Here is a 16,967-nt window from a genome sequence, read left to right as displayed (position 1 = left end):
ATACTGGAGGAATACGTATGATCGTACGTAGACATGCCCCTTTTACGGCTTTGTTTATTATACTTAGTATTTTAGCTGTAGCTCCGCTTCTTGCGGTGCTCGGCTATACTTTTTTTGAAGATGGCAATCTATCATTCGATTCACTGCTATCTGTCTTACAAAATAATAGTATTGTCAAAACGATGCAAAACTCGTTATTGCTCGGGCTGTATGTGATTGCCTTAACGACTTGTATCGCACTACCATTAGCTATTATTAGAACGAAAACATTTCTAGCAAAATATGACTGGCTAGATATTGTTTTTACTATCCCATTTATGACCCCACCATATATCGGATCAATGGGCTGGATTTTGTTTATGCAACATAATGGTTATTATGAACAGATTTTTCAAAGAGAAGCACCGTTTACTTTTTTCAGTGTAGCGGGAATGGTATTTATCATGAGTATGCATCTATATCCATTTCTCTATTTAATGTTAAAAAATGCTTTGCTCAGAATTGATGGCTCTTTTCAGGATGCAACATTAATTTATGGCGGTAATCCGATTATGAACTGGATTCGCGCCATCATGCCACTATTAATTTCAAGTTATGTGATGGCAGCATTACTTGTTTTCATCAAGACCTTAGCAGAGTTCGGAACACCAGCTACTTTCGGTAAAAGGATTGGCTATGATGTTTTCACAACAGAAATTCATGGCTATCTCTCTCATTGGCCGATTAATATTTCTGCTGCGACAAGTTTATCGCTTATCTTATTAAGTGTTTGTATGCTTATTTGGTACATCCAAAATGTGATTAGTCGTAAACATTCTTATGGTACACTTTCAGGCAAATCAACAAATGCCAACCAAGTGAAGGATTCACTCATCACCCGAATCGTTTCTTCGGGATATGTGTTCATCATTCTAGCGTTATCGATTGGAATACCCTATTTTTCGATTATCGCTACTTCTTTATTAAAGGTTCGCGGTGAAGCACTTAGCTTGAGTAACATAACCTTTAGTCATTATACAGACCTTTTTACTGTTGGGTCTTCCAGTTTTCAAGCATTAATGAACAGTATTAACTTTGCCTTTGTCGCTTCTACTATTGCAGCTTGTATTGGGTTTTGTACAGCATTGTATATTAAAGATGGCAAAAGGAAAGCCCAACAATTCCTTGATTTTACGAGCTTGTTATCGAATATTATTCCTGGAATTGTTTTCGTTGTAGGGCTAATTCTATTTTGGAATGCAACATGGCTTCCTACTACCGTCTATAATACGAACTGGATGCCCATTGTAACGTATATTGTGTTGTTTTTACCTTACTCTGTTCAATATACAAAGTCCGCTCTATCACAGTTACATCCATCGATTCATCAATCAAATGCAGTCTTTGCTCAAAACGGTTGGATGATTCTCGTAAAAATCTGGCTACCACTCTTAGGGCAAGGAATTTTAGCCGGATGGATGATGACTTTTATTATTTCTATGCGTGAACTAGTTGGTTCTTTACTTATTCTCCCTCCATCAGTTGAAACTAGTGCCACCTTCATCTTTAGTCAATTTGAACAAGGTGATGTATCAAAAGGGATGGCAATGGCAGTCATCACTGTATTATTAACTATACTTTGTATCTTTTTGATTGAACTATTGCAACGAAAGGCATTAAGCACAAACTAATGTTGGATGTATGCGCCCTTGGAGGAGTAGGAGAATATGGGCGAAATTGTTTTTTAGTAACGGACCAGCAAACCAACACACGCATTTTGCTTGATTGTGGTGTACGAAATGGAGAACCAGAAATATACCCATCCATTACAGAGGAAGTAGCAACATCGATTCAGGCTGTATTTATTTCACATGTTCACAACGACCATGTTGGGGCACTTCCATTACTCGCGGCAAAAGGATTTATCGGGGATATCTGGATGAGTGAAGCGAGCTTCGAACAAATGCCTGCTATTATGAGAAATTGGCAAGGGAAACAAGGAATTACGGCGATGGACAAGCTATATTTTCGCCCTTTTGCTAAAAACTCAAGAGGGAAACGAATCAAGTTAACAGAAAACCTGTCGATTACATGGGGATACAGTGGTCATATGCTCGGCAGTGTCTGGTATCTCATCCAAATCGGTGAGCAAACACTATTTTACTCTGGAGATATAGCACTTGCTTCGCCACTATTAGTTACAGATAGACCTATTATCAATACGTACGACGTCGCCCTAATAGATAGTGGTCATGGTGCACAGACAATGCCTTATCATAAAAGTATGACAAACATCGTCCAGGGGATGACGAATCCACTTGAGAAGTATCTGATTCCCGTTACGCTATCTGGAAAAGCTGGTGATTTACTCTTTTCCCTTTTTCACAAACTGCCAGACAGAACATTTATTATCGATGATTCCTTGCAGAAACATTTATACCACTATCTCGAACACACAGATAACATACACAATGACAGATGGGAAAAATTTAAAGCAATGCTACAAAGTAATCGTTTGGAAATGTATCAAAAAACAAGGAAGCCTGGTATTTACTTATTAACAAGTAAGCCAAGTGGATTTCATGAAATAAATACGTCTATATATGAGGATGAAGAGTCCCCCTTTTACAAATCTCATCCTGATTTTACAGACGTGCAAACATTAACACAAACGATAGATGCAGAAAGGTTTATTTTTTTCCACAGTAAACAAGCGGATTTGGTGAGAATGTTAGATTCATTAGATGTTAAAACTGGAGGGATTTTAAAGTGAAAAAAGTAATGTTGTTGTTAACGGTATTATTGAGTGTAGTCATAGGTGTTGCTATCCCATCCTATGCAGCAAGTGATATTGAACCTGGTTATGAGGTGAAATTCAACCTTGATTTGCATGCTTTTCCAAGCACGCTCGACATGCTAGATATTTTCGATGCAGAACATGACGAAGATCTAAAAGTGTATTATTTTGATACACCTGATCAAGAATTTCGTCAGTTAGGCTATATTCATCGTCTACGTGTTTATACTAGCGACAAAAAGACTAACATTACGTATAAAAAAAGATTTACTGGTGTATCCGTTGAAGATGCGATTGCAGAAGCAACGGAAAAAGGATTCCACAATGATATGTCCAATTACAAATTTGAAAATGACCGTAAAGAAGGAATTGATGTGTTCTCCATCAGTCGAAAAGAAAAATTCACCAAGGATGATATATTACGCTTTGATCTAATCAACCCACAATATGCAATCGAACTATTCCAAGACGAAGCTCCGAAAAAGTACCGCAGATGGGATGATGAAGATTGGTATCGTGAAACATTAAGTAATACTATTCCTTATGGACCTGCATTAGCACACACATATGAAGGGGAATTTCTAGGTTTTGAAGCTGATGTGGAAATCTGGTCTTATAAAGGGGATACCGTTACGGAAATTTCCACGAAAACGGATGATCCTAGAGAAGCAGATCAAATCGAAGCAGCATGGTTCAACAAATTAAGTGAAGAAGGTTGGTTAAGTGATAACCAAACATCTAAAACTGGATTTGTTATGGATCGTTCATTTAAATAAAGTGAGGCTTCAATCAGCGGGAGTTTTTAACTCCCACTGATTGTTAGCGAAACTTATCAGGGAGCTAGCGTCCGTTTATCCTCCACTTAGCTTCTTTGTTTTAACTCAAATCTTGAAGTGGGCAGATTACGGACTCATGCACCGTGATAAATTCTCGTTAATCATTTCTTAACTTTTAACGAGAATTTTTTTAGGATAGATATAGTATTAACCTTATAGATTTTCTTCTATTTCTACAGTTATTACATTAGGTAACAACCTAAATTCCTTAGAAGTACAAACGGATACATAATGTTTTTGTTCTAGCTGTATTATTTAAAAATAACCGATATCACCATTGTTATTGCTAAACGTAATATCACCTTGATTATTGGCAATGAAACGAAAAGAACTTAATAACGTATTCACACCGAACTTTTTCTTCTAAATAAACGTAAGGTTTTCCATACATGCCCTTAAGAAATTCAATCGATTCAAAAGGAACATTAAACTCTTCTGAAATAAACTTTCTTGCTAATATCTCACTAAACATAGAATGTAATCAAACTTTAGTTGTGATATTCTTCTTTTTCTCTCCTCAGACACCTTAAAATCCATTGTTTATAATCATCCCATTTTATTTTATCGTGAATATGCACTGCTTTAATCGATAATGATTCCAAGTAAATCTACCTTTCTAAAATGATAACTATATTCAAGGACATACTATTTAACAAAAATTAGCTTACAATGGATGTTTTCTATATCTCATCAAAGAATAATTTTAGTCTAAATATGTTGGAATCTATAGACGCTAGATGCGGTTACTAGATAGAGGGGTTCTTTAAGAGTAAAACTATACATTCCACGAAGTTACTAAGTATTTTAACAAACGCCAAGAGAAATAAGCAATAACTAATAGGAATGCTCCAAATAAAATACCTGTTGGTAGACCAAGGTATGATGGGACGGACAAATTAGGACCAAATTCCATATTAATATCCGCACCAAAAGTGTATAATAAGCCACCAACAATGGCAATGACCGTACATAAACATAATCCTATTGCGAGAACACCTAGTATAGGGATTGCAAATAAACTAACAATTCTTTTTAAAAAGGAACTACCCGAATACATTAAATCACCTTCCTAACTATTAAATTTTTGTAGTTTTACCTACAAAAGATTTCGGATGAACTTTCAAATCATGTCGATAGAAAACCTCGTTTATTTTGCAATTCTCTCCAATTTCAACAATTCCACCAGAAACATGAACTGCTTCTGTATTTTCAAGATATATATTATCTCCTTTAATTGATTCAGCAATCATTTTTCTTCTAACCAATGAAATAACATTTAATAATGTAGTCCTCACTGATTTAATCTCCACCGTTTCCTTCCCTATTATTTCACACACCTTAGATGGAGCACTTACTTTTATTGATACTTGCTCTCCAACTAATACCTCATTTAGCTTTAAGAAGCCCGTAGATCGAAAAGACTGACACTGAACAGCACCATTAACTACCAAGCTACCAGATGAATTAATACGATCTGCATTAATTATCTCATATGTTCCCTGACCAATATTCTGCAAATCTTCGCATGTTAATTTACCATCTACTGAGCATGATCCCCTATTGACGAATTGCCCAACTTCGATTGAATCCTTTATTCTGCAACGTCCTAAGATATCAAATGAATCTGCTAATACTTGATTATGAAATGTCGCAGTTCCATTTATCAATATTTCTGCCACTTCTTGTCTTTCCTTGAAATGATCATTACCTAAAATTTTTAACTTTTGACTATTTATCATTACTTCACCTCCTGTATTATTTCCTCATTTGAATTAATTCCTTATCAACATCAGATTATAAAGTGAGACTTCAATCATTGGGTGTTTTTGACTCCCACTGATTGTTAGCGAAACTTATTAGGGCGTTAGCGTCCTTTTATCCCCCACTTAGCTTCCTCGTTTTCACTCGAACCTTGAAGTGAGGGTTTTACGGACTCATGCACCGTGATAAATAGATGTATGACGATCTAGTTCTGGCATTAAAAATGAGAAACCGATTACAAACCCAATGGATAACAACTCCTGAACAATGATGAATAATGGTAATAAAAGTCTCATACTTAAAACCTTCCAACGTAACAGAAGTAAAAAAAGTTATTAGACAGCATCATTGCTCAACTCTCCCTTGCTTATTGTTCCTTTGGGATTGGCTCCAATTAAAATAAGTATCTTCTAGTGTTACAGGAGTTAATGTGTATTCCTCGATAACTTTCAAGGAACGTAAAGTCTCTGCTCACTCTACAGCTTGGGATACAAATTTTTCAGCTACGGATGTAAGAACCCGCGGTCCTGTATGTGTTGTCATATGAACATATTCGAGACAATACGGAACACTCTCCATTGGTTGCAGCACTAATTGCAGTCGAAAATTTCCTGTTAAATCCTGCTTTTGTTCTGATTCCAATACATTATGTGTAACGATAAGTACAGCTGCTCCATCATCAGCCAAATTGCGGATTTGCTTCCACAATAACCTACGCCGAACAGGATCTATGTCGTTTGTTGGTTCATCAAAAATCACGAGTTGTCCAGGAATCACAGCAGTCATACAAAATATGACTAACCGCTTGATACCTCCCGATAGATCACGTGCAATTTTATCCGCCCATTGTTCTAAGTTGAATTCTTTAATTAAATAATCAGCACGTTTGGATACTGTTTTACGATGACCCTTTCGCATACATCCTATTAATTCAATTGCCTGCCTAGGTGTTAATCCATCTATAGAAACCTGTGATTGTGGCTGTAAGGAACGCAATTCTCGCGCTTTACGAGGTTTATTAATAACACTATCCCACCAATTGTTATGGAACCAATTATTTGAGAAACAAGTGTTGTTTTTCCAGCACCGTTTGGCCCTAATAAACCAACTATTTCTCCAGAGTTTACAGTTAAATTAATGTTATCATTTGCTTTAACACCGTTAGCATACTCTTTAACAACATTTTTAACAGACAACACAAAACCTTCCCCCTTGTAACTTTTTACAAAAACCAAAGTCCATCAGTGCATTCCTATGCCGATATACTAAACAGAATTATACTAACTACTAGGTATTTACATTCTATACAGTATGTTAAATTATTATGGTATGATTGTCAAGAGGAGGAATTAAAAAATGATACGAAAACGTTTAACCCATGCAGAACGGAAACAAGAAACACGAAAAATCCTATTAGAATCAGCTGCGGAAACCTTTGCTAAACTAGGGTTTCATGGTGCCTCTGTGGATAAGATTGCAGAATATGCAGGTTTTACTAAGGGAGCTATTTATACACATTTTAAATCAAAAGAGGAGCTATTCCTTGCCCTATTAGAACAACAAATCCAATCCCACTTAAACACCATTCATCAAATAATTGATGAGGAAAAATCATATGAACATTTTATTGAGAAAATGGGACATTATTTTGACTTAGACAAACAAAACAACCAAGCTTGGAGCATACTCAATATGGAATTCCTTTTGTATGCCATGAGAGATGAATCTGTACGTCAAAAGTGGACCCAGGTTATTTTGGGCTCAGTCGATCATATTTCCAAAGTAATCAAAAAAATGAGACTAGATGATGAACAAGGAGTGGAATTATCAGCGGAAGAATTAGCATGGACTATTCTTTCTCTCGAAAATGGAATGGGAATTTTCCACTTTATCGCTGGGAGTAAAGTGCCTAATAATTTGTATGGAAAAGCACTACAAAACATCCTTCAGCCAACTAGAAATCAGGACTCCCAACTGTAATGAACATAATATATAATGGGATACTAATTACCATTCAAATAATAGTCCGGGAACTGGACGTCTATCCATCCCGGACAAGTATCCACTTATCATTCACTCGATTCGTATGGTTGATGCACCCTCAATCTTCTCCCCACCAACGCAAAAAAATTATAACTTTTTGAAACTTGGTTCAAATTGTCCATTTCATCGAATTCTCAGGAACTTAACCAACGCTCTCTTCATTAGTTGTGCTGTGACAGTCCACTATACCTCGGCCATATACATTGATGATGGACATAACAAACTGAAAACGATCTTCCTCTTCGATAATATCGGCCCCCATAATTAATTTGTGCTAATAATGGTGCCGTTTCTTGTGATTTTTCTAGGTTAAGAGATTTTCTTTTTCCGTTGAAAACGTAAGAGTCCAAGTTTCTTGCAAAACCGATAAAACCTTTTCTTAGAAATTGCTCGTTCCACATACTATTATATTAAGAAATACCGTGTGGAAGCGAAAATGGTAGTGAGGGATGGCAAGTACCAATGCAGAAATTATATAGTGAAATGTCAATCAGTGAGAGCTAGCGTCCATTTATTACCTAGGTTCATATAGTAAAAATGTTTTATCATAACACCTTAACAAGCACTTATTCATCAGCTTATAGGTAGGGAGTGCCTTGGTTCATCCCCTATAGCGAGGGCACATTTAAAACTTCATTGGACTTACTCTTATCTAATTGAAGAACAAAATTTCTTGGCGTATCATCAGCAGTATAGTCTCCATTCTGACCAGATAGATGGATGAATTAGGATTTACGTTCATAGCGGTGAACGGTGAACTTGTGAAAGTACACCAGATGGAGCAACATAATATACAGATAATCCAACAAAAAAAGGTTTCGACCATCAATGAATGATGATCGGAACCTTTTGGCTAGTTAAGTTCCAGCCTCTCTTTTTTATGGATATCCTTAGTAATGTATTGTTGTAGAGCAAAGTGAAAGTACATCTTTTTACTGACACTACTTATGGCGTATTGCATGGATACTACCCTAAAAATATCCCGCCATAAATTAAATAGCCGACTATTACTAGTGCTGGGTGTATTTTCAATCGTTCTAATAAAACAAAACCTAAAATAGCTAGCAATATGGTTTGGAACCACCCTGTATCAAACCAAGACGTTTCAATAAATTCATATGCCAATACGACTAAGAGGATAGCGATTGTTGGTCTAATAAATGCGGTCATTCGTTTCACTTTTGGTGAATCTTTATGTTTTAATAATAATCCTAATAAAAGTACCATTGCGATTAATGATGGCGCTACTGTAGCAAACAAAGCGACAGCACTACCGAACACGCCACCTACTTGATAACCAATATGGCCTGCGATTTTTGTCGCGATTGGACCTGGGAGTGCATTACCAAAGGCTAAAATTTCCCCAAACTCTGCATTGGTGAGCCATCCGTAACGATCAACCACCTCTGTTTGAATAAGTGGTATAGAAGATGGTCCTCCTCCGTATCCGACAACCCCAGGGACAAAAAATGCAAGAAATATTTCCCAATAAATCATCTAATCTGTCTCCCTTATGTTGTTTTTTCTTCTTTATTGCTTTGTTTAACTGGACTTAATAGTGCAATTAATAATAATGCGGCAATCACAATTCCAGGGTGTATGTGTAAGAATTGTAGTGCGATAAAACTAAGGACACTAAGCACGATAGTAAGCATCCAGCCAACATTTTTCTTTGATTGTTTTAAAAAGGAATATGTCAATGTAAATAACATCACCGCAACTAACGGGCCAATAGCTTCTGTCATACCATTCACTATTCTAGAATCACGGTATGCAGATAAAACACCAATAAGCGCAATCATGATGACAACAGTGGGAAGGGCAGTAACGATTATACCATTGATCATACCGAACAAGCCGCCAATACGATAACCGATATAACCAGCCATTTTCGTATTAATCGGACCTGGTAATGTATTACCTAAAGCCAAGACATCTGCAAATTCATCATCATCCATCCAATTATAACGCTCCACAACCTCTTTATGAACAAGTGGTATCGCTGAGGGACCGCCCCCATATCCTAATATGGATGAACGAAAGAATGCAGTCGCAATATCTTTTTGTAGTTTCCAATCCATACGTTCACCTCCAACTAAAAATCTATTACTTTTGTTAAAGATATAACTATTATTGTTAACATAATTAAATCATTTCGTCTATAGGTTATACGTTATGATCATTAAAAAGTGATTTAGCTTTATTATTTTTGATTTGCAATGTAAATAATTTAATACTTCAAGCTACAGTAGTTAGCGTTCATTTTTCTTTTTTCACATAAAAAAAAGAAAAGAGCCTATTTTGAATAGAATCTTTTCTTTTGCTATTTAAAGCTTACATCACTTGGATCATCTCTACCCTATTCCCAAATGGATCACGAAATTCAAATCGTTCAAAACCTGGAATAGGAATGGATTCCATTATAGTTATACCATACTTTTCTAGCTTGGCTTGCCAATAACGAATATCTTTGACCTGATAGGCAATATGTGCTTTTGATTTTGTTCTGTCGACACCATCTTCTGTTCCGACATGGACCTCTCTATCGCCAACTTCTAACCAAAAACCACCTCTTCCTTTTAACGACTCTGGCTTTTCCTTTTCTTTTAGCCCTAATACACCACAGTAAAATGTTTTTCCTGCTTGTTCCTTTCCCTTAGGAATCGTTATTTGTACATGATGAATACCTAGAATCATTGTGTATACCTCCTACTTTTACTAATTAATTACATTGTATATAATAAGAATCAATAAGAAAAATACATATTTTCAATCAAAATCGATAAGAAAAACTTATAGAAAGGAGCCAAAAATGAAAATTGAAGATTACCAATTGTTAGTCGCATTAAAACAAGCTGGAACCATTCGAGGTGCAGCCGAAAAACTATTAATCTCGCAGCCAGCACTAAGTCAACGGCTCAAGCAAGTGGAACAACATTGGGAAGAAACCTTATTTATTCGCTCCCATAAAAAATTAGCTCTAACCCCATCAGGAGAAATGATTATAGATTTTGCAGAGAAAACAATAAAAGAAGAAAAAGAGCTTCGCGAAAGAGTGGAAAGTATGTCAAAAGAGATTTCAGGTACATTATCACTTGGTGTATCCTCTGTTGTTGGTCAATATATGTTGCCGGATCTTCTGCAAACTTATATAACCCGCTATCCACAAGTAAAGATAGAATTACAAACAGGTTTAAGTGAAGTATTTCGCCAAACAAGTGAACAATTCCATCTTTGTATTATAAGAGGAGAAAAACCTAAAAATCTCATTTGCCAAGTATTACGAGAGGATAAACTATATCTAGTAGAAAAAAAGGATCGTGTACAAAAAGAAAAATCATTAATCGCATTTCAATCAGACTACACATTCGAAACAACCGTTAACAATTGGTTCGCACAGCATCCTTCTTTTACTTATAGTACAGTCATTAAAGTGGATCAAATTGAAACATGTAAACAATTAGTCGCCAAAGGGATTGGCTTTGCTGTATTACCAGAAATAGCGATAGGAGATTTAAGTACAACAGCGTACCATTTTTATCCGTTAATGACAGACAAGATTTATATTACCCGAAAAACATGGATGTGTACAAATGAAACAGCCAATCAATTACCACAGGTTCAGGCTTTTATTGATATGATAAAGTGAGACTTCCATCAGTGGGGGTTTTTTACTCCCGCTGATTGTTAGCGAAACTTATTAGGGAGTTAGCGTCCGTTTATCCCCCACTTAGCTTCTTTGCTTTAACTCGAATTTTGAAGTGAGGGTATTACGGACTCATGCACCGTGATAAAATGAGACTTCCATCAATGGAAGCCTCACTTTATTACTATAGAATAAAAAACACGAGCATACGTATATGTTAGTGTTGTTAACAATGAAATTTATTTTTCACTCAACAACAAGCTTTCTCGTAATTCCTCAAATGTTTTTGCTTTCAACAATCGTTGCACGACCGAGCGGTTATCGATTATTTTACCTAACCATTTATACATCGCTTGTAAATCCTCTTGGCTATCTTTTTTCACACAAAGCATACAAACAAACTGCACTGGCTTATCTACCCAAGTTATCGGTTTGTCTAACGTACAAATAGCAATAAAGGTTTTGTCTGTTTTTGGGGTAATCGGATGCGGAATCGCTACTAAATTACCAAATGCAGTCGGAGCTACTTCTTCTCGCTCTCTCACTGCTTCTATAAATCCTGCCTCTACCAAGTCCAGATCATCCAATCGTTGCGCCATAAAAGTTAGCACTTCTTCTTTCGTATGCAGGTTCTTTTCTTGAATAAATGTTAGATTTTCCGCTAAATAAGAATCAACTACTTGATTCTCTCCTAGTACAAGCTCCTCAATTTTACTAATGTCTTGCTCACCTAGTATCGCATTTACTTCTACCACTTGGACTGGTAAAGTCTCTGGAATTGGAATGGAACTTACAACAAAGTCGATATTTTGTAAATTGAATTGATGAAGCTGATAATACTCTGTCGTACCTACAATATCAAGATGCTGACCGAACGTTGATTTTAATTTATAATAAATTAATTGTGATGTGCCTAATCCTGAAGCACATACAACTAAACAACGCTTAGGTCCATTTCTTAAATTTCTTCTTTCTATAGCTGATCCGATATGAAGAGCTAAGTAGCCTACTTCATTTTCGTCAATTTCAGCTTTTGTTTTTTCCTCTATTTCTAATCCAGCAATAACGCCAGCCTCAAAAGCAAGTGGATAATTTCGTTTAATATCCTCAAGCATTGGGTTGCGGATGTTCATTCCATATTTAAAACGATTAATCGCAGGCTTTAAATGCAAATACAATGCCATCACTAATTCTTGATCATCATGAATACCTAATTGTAGTTTCTCCTCTACTTTTGCTAAGGCAACCTCTACTAATGAGCTAATCTTCGAATCCATCACATTTTCACGAATATCACGTGGCTGTAGCATCATCTTTGTTCCTAACAGATGCATCGCAATATAGGCTGTTTCTGTATCAGGAAAAGAAACACGGAAAGCCTCTTCTATTTTATTCACTATCAGTAATGCTACTTCATATTCAGGTTGCTCATAAATTTCCAATAAATCTTGATGGACTAATTGAATATAATAACCATCCTTGCTTCTTTTATAGGCTATTAAAATATGAATAGCTAAGTTTTTCATCGCTATATCTGATAGCGTAATGTGATTTGCTGTTACTTCTTCCAAAATAATCTCGGTGATGACTTCCAATGTTGAATCTGACATCCCATCGACATTTACTTCTGTGACAGGATCACTACGATCAAATGTATATTCAGACATGCAAAAACGACGATTCAATTCATTGCCTTCCACTTTTAAGCCATAATTCGGACGAGAATCTAATGTTAACTGATAGTTGGCTAATATTTTTCGTACTTCTTTAATATCGGTTTGAATAGTTGGTTTACTAATAAAAATTTCATCAGCTAAACCCTCTAATTTTATATATCCATCCTGTAACAATAAACGGTTAATGATATATTTAATCCGCTCCTCTGGTGAACGTGGTATGCCATTCTCACCAGGTATTTCTTGTATAAAATAGCCATGAAGGAAGTTTTTGTATTCGTTGTCATTTTTGACCTTTAATAGGTAACCTTTCCCCATAATTGATTCAATGACCGCACCATGCGAGCTAATGATTTGATTCAAGCGTTTGATATCTTCTCTTGTTGTTCGTGGAGTTACTTTATTGACATTCGCTAAATAAGTACTCGAAACAGGAGACTGCTCTGCCATCAATTCACGTAATATATTTCTTAATCGAGCATTTAACATTTTTCATTTCTCCTTATTTAAGTGCAGAAACTATTTTGTAACGAAAAGGAGCTGTCCACCAATCATCCAGCCCCTCCTCGATATCTTCTGTTTAAAATCCGTTGTTTTCTGCTACTTGTTTAAACCATTCTCCGCTTTTCTTGACTGTACGTTCCTGTGTATCAATATTTACTGATACGAAGCCATAGCGGTTTTTGTAGGCATTTGACCATGACCAGTTATCCATAAATGTCCACATATGATAACCTTTTGTATTACAGCCTTCTTCAATAGCACGGTGCAACCATTTCAAATGCTCTCGCACAAATTCAATTCGGTAATCGTCCTGGATTTGACCATTTTGTAAGAAACGCTGCTCATCTTGGACACCCATACCATTTTCTGATACGAACGATTCGATGTTACCGTAGTTTTCTTTCAAATTAATCATAATATCATATAAACCTTTTTCGTAAATTTCCCAGCCACGATAAACGTTCATTTTTCGACCAGGCATTTCATAATGGTCAAAGTACCATTCTGGTAAAAATGGACTGTGGGGATTTGGTAAATGTTCTTTCGCCTTAACACGGCGAGGCTGATAGTAGTTTACACCTAAAATATCTACTGTATTCGCCTTTAATATTTCCGCATCACCTGGCTCTGTCTCTGGAAGCTGGCCATGCTCGCCTAATAAATCTATTAATTCCTGCGGATATTCTCCTAATACAGCTGGGTCTAAAAAGCTACGATTAAAGAATAAATCAGCAATACGGGAAGCTTTCAAATCTGCTGGATGATTACTTCTCGGATAAGACGGTGTTAAATTTAAGACGATCCCGATTTTTCCATCATTCCTATCAAATGATCTAAACGCCTCTACTGCTTTAGCGCTTGCTAATGCAGTGTGATATGCAACTTGTGCTGCTCTTCTCGCATCAACTACATTGGGATAATGGAAGTCATATAGATAACCACCTTCAACCGGAACAATTGGTTCATTGAACGTAAACCATTTTTTCACACGGTCTCCAAATAGACGAAATGCTTCTTTTGCGTATTCTACATATGCTTCAACAACTGCTCTACTTTCCCAGCCACCTTCTTCCTGTAATGCGAGTGGCATATCAAAGTGGAACAAGTTTACAAATGGTTCAATATCATTTGCTAAAAGCTCATCTAGTACATGGTTATAAAATTGAACAGCTTCTTGGTCAACCTCACCTCTACCATTCGAAATTAGTCTTGCCCATGAAATAGATAAACGAAATGTATTATGACCAGTCTGTTTCATTAATTGAATATCTTCTTGGTAACGATGATAAAAATCAGATGTTACTTCAGGACCTACATTGTCAAAAAAGCGATTAGCCTCCACGTCATACCAATGATCCCAAATGTTTTTACCTTTTTTTCCTGTCGTACCTTCTATTTGTGTGGCAGATGTCGCACTTCCCCACCAAAATCCTTCAGGAAATGTGTATTCTACTGTCATTTTTAGTCCCCCTTATTTATTTCGGTAGATTTCAATAATTTCTATCGCTAAGTCTCTCACTGTCATAGCAGTCATCAAGTGATCTTGTGAATGTACTAAAATTACATTGACACTTCCGCCCTCTCCACTTGCTTCTTCCTGTAACAGTTTCGTTTGAAATCCATGTGCTTTTTCTAGCTCTTTTGTTGCATCTGTAATTAGTTGATCTGCTTCTTCAAATTGATTCTCCTTCGCTAGTTGAATGGCTTCCATTGCGCTTGAACGTCCATTTCCAGCATAAAGAATGATTTGAAAAGCAATCTCCGTCATTTTGTCCATATTGTCACCCCATCTACTGATGTTTAAAAGCTGTATTTAGTTAGAGCTTTCTTTCTCTGTTTCATAATAGTTTTTATCTAATAATCGTAAGAATGGCCACCAAATAATACATACAACAAGTAGGTTAAATAATTGTAGTACTGCCCCTTGCCATGCATTACCTGTAGCTAAAAATCCACTAATAAGTGGTGGTGTTGTCCATGGAACGATAATACCTGCCGGTGCTGGCACAAGACCACTTGCCATCGCCAAATACGTAATAATCGTAACGACAACAGGTGCGATAATCCATGGGATAATAATTAATGGATTCATAATAATTGGCAATCCGAAAATAAATGGTTCATTGACATTGAATATTCCTGCTGGTCCACCTAATTTACCTAACTCTTTTAGCTGTCTACTTCTTCCGATCAAGAAGATTAAAATAACAACCGCAAGCGTCATACCAGATCCACCCATACCAACTAAGAAAGTATCCACAAACTGTTTCGTAATAATATTCGGTAATTCTTGACCTGCTTGAAACGCTTGCAAGTTTTGGTCATTTAATGTATACCAAATCGGGTCAAAAACAGAGTTCACAATAATTTGACCGTGAAGACCAAAGAACCAAAACACTTGAATTAATAAAACAGCAATAATCGTTGCTGTTAAACCACTACCTAGAGCAGTTAACGGTTCTTGAATAATCGTATAAATAAAGTTTTGTACCGTATCAAACGGTGTAAAACTGAAAACAATTCTAATTAGTAAAAATACGGATAAAGTCAACGTAATAGGAATTAGTGCACTAAATGACCGTGAAACCGCTCCAGGAACACCATTCGGCATTTTAATCGTCCAATTCTTTTGAACAAAAAAGCGATACAATTCTGCTGAAACGAACGCAGTAATAATCCCTAAGAACATCCCTTCTGCACCTAATGATGCTGTTGGGATAACACCTTCTACCCCTTCTAAAACTTGTGGTGTTAAGATAAGAAAGGCCGCTAATGCTACTACACCACCATAAATCGCATCTAACTCATATTGTTGCACGAGTTTATATCCGATACCGATAATAACAAATAACCCCATAATACTTAATGTTGCCGCAGATGCTGGACCAAGAGCATCTTGGTACTTCGTGTACGCATCTTCACTTATCAACATATCTAAAAATGGTAAATTCGCCAAAACGACAAAGATAGAACCAAAGATAATTAACGGCAATGCTACCATAAAACCATCTCGTAATGCGGATAAATAACGGTTATTATTTAATTTATCTGCAATCGGTAACAAAACTCTTTCTAACATTTCCATAAATTTATTCATCATCGTTACCTCCCGTTATACGAACTTACTCACCAATAAGTTCTAACGCTTTATTGAATACCGCTTCACCATCTACTCGCCCATATGCAATCGGATCAATAACATCAAGCGGAATACCAACTTCACTTGCCACTGCTTCAAATTTTTTCTTCATAAAACGCATTTGCGGACCAATTAAGAGAACATCTGCCTTTTTCATATCTTCTTGTGCTTTATCTTGTCCTACTGCCCAAATCTCTACCTCTATTCCTTTACTGCTAGCTGCTTCCTCCATTTTTGATACTAGCAAGCTAGTAGACATTCCTGATGAACATGCTAATAAAATCTTTTTCATAATTAACCCCTCCAAAATAAATTGAATAATTGAACTATGCTTACATCATAAGATGAAAGCGGATTAATTTGAACATATTAAATTTCCTTTATGTAGAGGAAGTTGTAATGTAAGCGGGTAATAAAAAGATTAGTAGGTTGTTATCGTGATAAAGATATGATAGATTGAAAAAGCAAACAACCATTACATCGTATAATCCTGGTAATATGGTCTGGGAGTTTCTACGGGGCAACCGATAATTGCTCTACTATGGACGTTGGATGTTTTTAGACATCCTTTTATTTCACATACACT

Annotated in this window: 18 protein-coding genes and 1 riboswitch; of the genes, 5 read left to right on the top strand and 13 right to left on the bottom strand. The window is 36.3% G+C overall.

Features of this window, described 5'->3' with window-relative positions; translation table 11 throughout:
* Positions 1–17 precede the first annotated feature (17 nt).
* Genes SH601_RS06180 through SH601_RS06170 form a run of 3 tightly spaced genes read left to right on the top strand, consistent with a single transcriptional unit; the run spans position 18 to position 3,552 of the window.
* Complete coding sequence (locus tag SH601_RS06180) at positions 18–1,670, top strand: ABC transporter permease (protein ID WP_319957399.1); 1,653 nt, start codon at positions 18–20, stop codon at positions 1,668–1,670.
* Positions 1,670–2,752, top strand: a complete 1,083-nt coding sequence (locus tag SH601_RS06175; RefSeq protein ID WP_319957398.1) for an MBL fold metallo-hydrolase — start codon at positions 1,670–1,672, stop codon at positions 2,750–2,752. The genes SH601_RS06180 and SH601_RS06175 overlap by 1 nt, the downstream gene beginning before the upstream one ends.
* A complete protein-coding gene (locus tag SH601_RS06170; RefSeq protein WP_319957397.1) occupies positions 2,749–3,552 on the top strand; it encodes a hypothetical protein in 804 nt (267 codons plus the stop codon). Before SH601_RS06175 ends, SH601_RS06170 begins: the two co-directional genes overlap by 4 nt.
* A gap of 835 nt (positions 3,553–4,387) precedes the next feature.
* Here SH601_RS06170 and SH601_RS06165 read toward each other — a convergent pair.
* The 5 genes from SH601_RS06165 to SH601_RS06145 all read right to left on the bottom strand — a co-directional run bounded on the left by SH601_RS06165 (position 4,388) and on the right by SH601_RS06145 (position 6,572).
* The gene (locus tag SH601_RS06165; RefSeq protein WP_319957396.1) at positions 4,388–4,669 is read right to left on the bottom strand and encodes a hypothetical protein; all 282 of its coding nucleotides are present in this window, start codon (positions 4,667–4,669) and stop codon (positions 4,388–4,390) included.
* 19 nt (positions 4,670–4,688) lie between these two features.
* On the bottom strand, positions 4,689–5,351 hold the full coding sequence (locus SH601_RS06160; RefSeq protein WP_319957395.1) for a hypothetical protein: 663 nt from the start codon (positions 5,349–5,351) through the stop codon (positions 4,689–4,691).
* 195 nt (positions 5,352–5,546) lie between these two features.
* Complete coding sequence (locus SH601_RS06155; protein ID WP_319957394.1) at positions 5,547–5,669, bottom strand: hypothetical protein; 123 nt, start codon at positions 5,667–5,669, stop codon at positions 5,547–5,549.
* A gap of 175 nt (positions 5,670–5,844) precedes the next feature.
* The gene (locus tag SH601_RS06150) at positions 5,845–6,369 is read right to left on the bottom strand and encodes an AAA family ATPase (protein ID WP_319957393.1); all 525 of its coding nucleotides are present in this window, start codon (positions 6,367–6,369) and stop codon (positions 5,845–5,847) included.
* Positions 6,333–6,572: an ATP-binding cassette domain-containing protein gene (locus SH601_RS06145; protein WP_319957392.1), complete on the bottom strand. Its 240-nt coding sequence runs from the start codon at positions 6,570–6,572 to the stop codon at positions 6,333–6,335. The genes SH601_RS06150 and SH601_RS06145 overlap by 37 nt, the downstream gene beginning before the upstream one ends.
* Before the next feature lie 157 nt (positions 6,573–6,729).
* On the opposite strand from SH601_RS06145, the gene SH601_RS06140 reads away from it, so the two are divergent.
* On the top strand, positions 6,730–7,353 hold the full coding sequence (locus SH601_RS06140; protein WP_319957391.1) for a TetR/AcrR family transcriptional regulator: 624 nt from the start codon (positions 6,730–6,732) through the stop codon (positions 7,351–7,353).
* Positions 7,354–8,382: 1,029 nt separating this feature from the next.
* Here SH601_RS06140 and SH601_RS06135 read toward each other — a convergent pair.
* The 3 genes from SH601_RS06135 to SH601_RS06125 form a co-directional block, all read right to left on the bottom strand.
* Positions 8,383–8,913: a chromate transporter gene (locus SH601_RS06135; protein ID WP_319957390.1), complete on the bottom strand. Its 531-nt coding sequence runs from the start codon at positions 8,911–8,913 to the stop codon at positions 8,383–8,385.
* Between the two features lie 14 nt (positions 8,914–8,927).
* Positions 8,928–9,497 carry a chromate transporter gene (locus tag SH601_RS06130; RefSeq protein WP_319957389.1) on the bottom strand — a complete coding sequence of 190 codons (570 nt, stop codon included), beginning with the start codon at positions 9,495–9,497 and terminating at the stop codon, positions 8,928–8,930.
* A gap of 253 nt (positions 9,498–9,750) precedes the next feature.
* Positions 9,751–10,113, bottom strand: a complete 363-nt coding sequence (locus SH601_RS06125) for a VOC family protein (protein ID WP_319957388.1) — start codon at positions 10,111–10,113, stop codon at positions 9,751–9,753.
* A 115-nt stretch (positions 10,114–10,228) separates the two neighbouring features.
* On the opposite strand from SH601_RS06125, the gene SH601_RS06120 reads away from it, so the two are divergent.
* Positions 10,229–11,065, top strand: a complete 837-nt coding sequence (locus tag SH601_RS06120) for a LysR family transcriptional regulator (RefSeq protein ID WP_319957387.1) — start codon at positions 10,229–10,231, stop codon at positions 11,063–11,065.
* A 236-nt stretch (positions 11,066–11,301) separates the two neighbouring features.
* Here the strand turns inward: SH601_RS06120 and SH601_RS06115 are convergent, their stop codons facing one another.
* From SH601_RS06115 to SH601_RS06095, 5 genes are all read right to left on the bottom strand, one after another.
* Positions 11,302–13,227, bottom strand: coding sequence for a BglG family transcription antiterminator (locus SH601_RS06115; protein ID WP_319957386.1), 1,926 nt, complete (start codon positions 13,225–13,227; stop codon positions 11,302–11,304).
* Between the two features lie 91 nt (positions 13,228–13,318).
* Positions 13,319–14,701, bottom strand: a complete 1,383-nt coding sequence (locus SH601_RS06110) for a glycoside hydrolase family 1 protein (RefSeq protein ID WP_319957385.1) — start codon at positions 14,699–14,701, stop codon at positions 13,319–13,321.
* 12 nt (positions 14,702–14,713) lie between these two features.
* Complete coding sequence (locus tag SH601_RS06105; RefSeq protein WP_319957384.1) at positions 14,714–15,019, bottom strand: PTS sugar transporter subunit IIA; 306 nt, start codon at positions 15,017–15,019, stop codon at positions 14,714–14,716.
* A gap of 36 nt (positions 15,020–15,055) precedes the next feature.
* Complete coding sequence (celB, locus tag SH601_RS06100; RefSeq protein WP_319957383.1) at positions 15,056–16,339, bottom strand: PTS cellobiose transporter subunit IIC; 1,284 nt, start codon at positions 16,337–16,339, stop codon at positions 15,056–15,058.
* A gap of 25 nt (positions 16,340–16,364) precedes the next feature.
* Positions 16,365–16,673 (bottom strand): PTS sugar transporter subunit IIB, encoded by a 309-nt coding sequence (locus SH601_RS06095; protein WP_319957382.1) that lies wholly within the window; start codon positions 16,671–16,673, stop codon positions 16,365–16,367.
* A 168-nt stretch (positions 16,674–16,841) separates the two neighbouring features.
* A riboswitch (purine riboswitch) is annotated at positions 16,842–16,944 on the top strand.
* The last annotated feature ends 23 nt before the right edge of the window (positions 16,945–16,967 follow it).

The organism is Gracilibacillus pellucidus (genome assembly GCF_033949965.1).
Taxonomy (GTDB): Bacteria; Bacillota; Bacilli; order Bacillales; family Amphibacillaceae; genus Gracilibacillus; species Gracilibacillus pellucidus.
The sequence above is the reverse complement of the archived record's forward strand: the minus strand, read 5'-3'. Positions and strand labels throughout refer to the sequence as shown.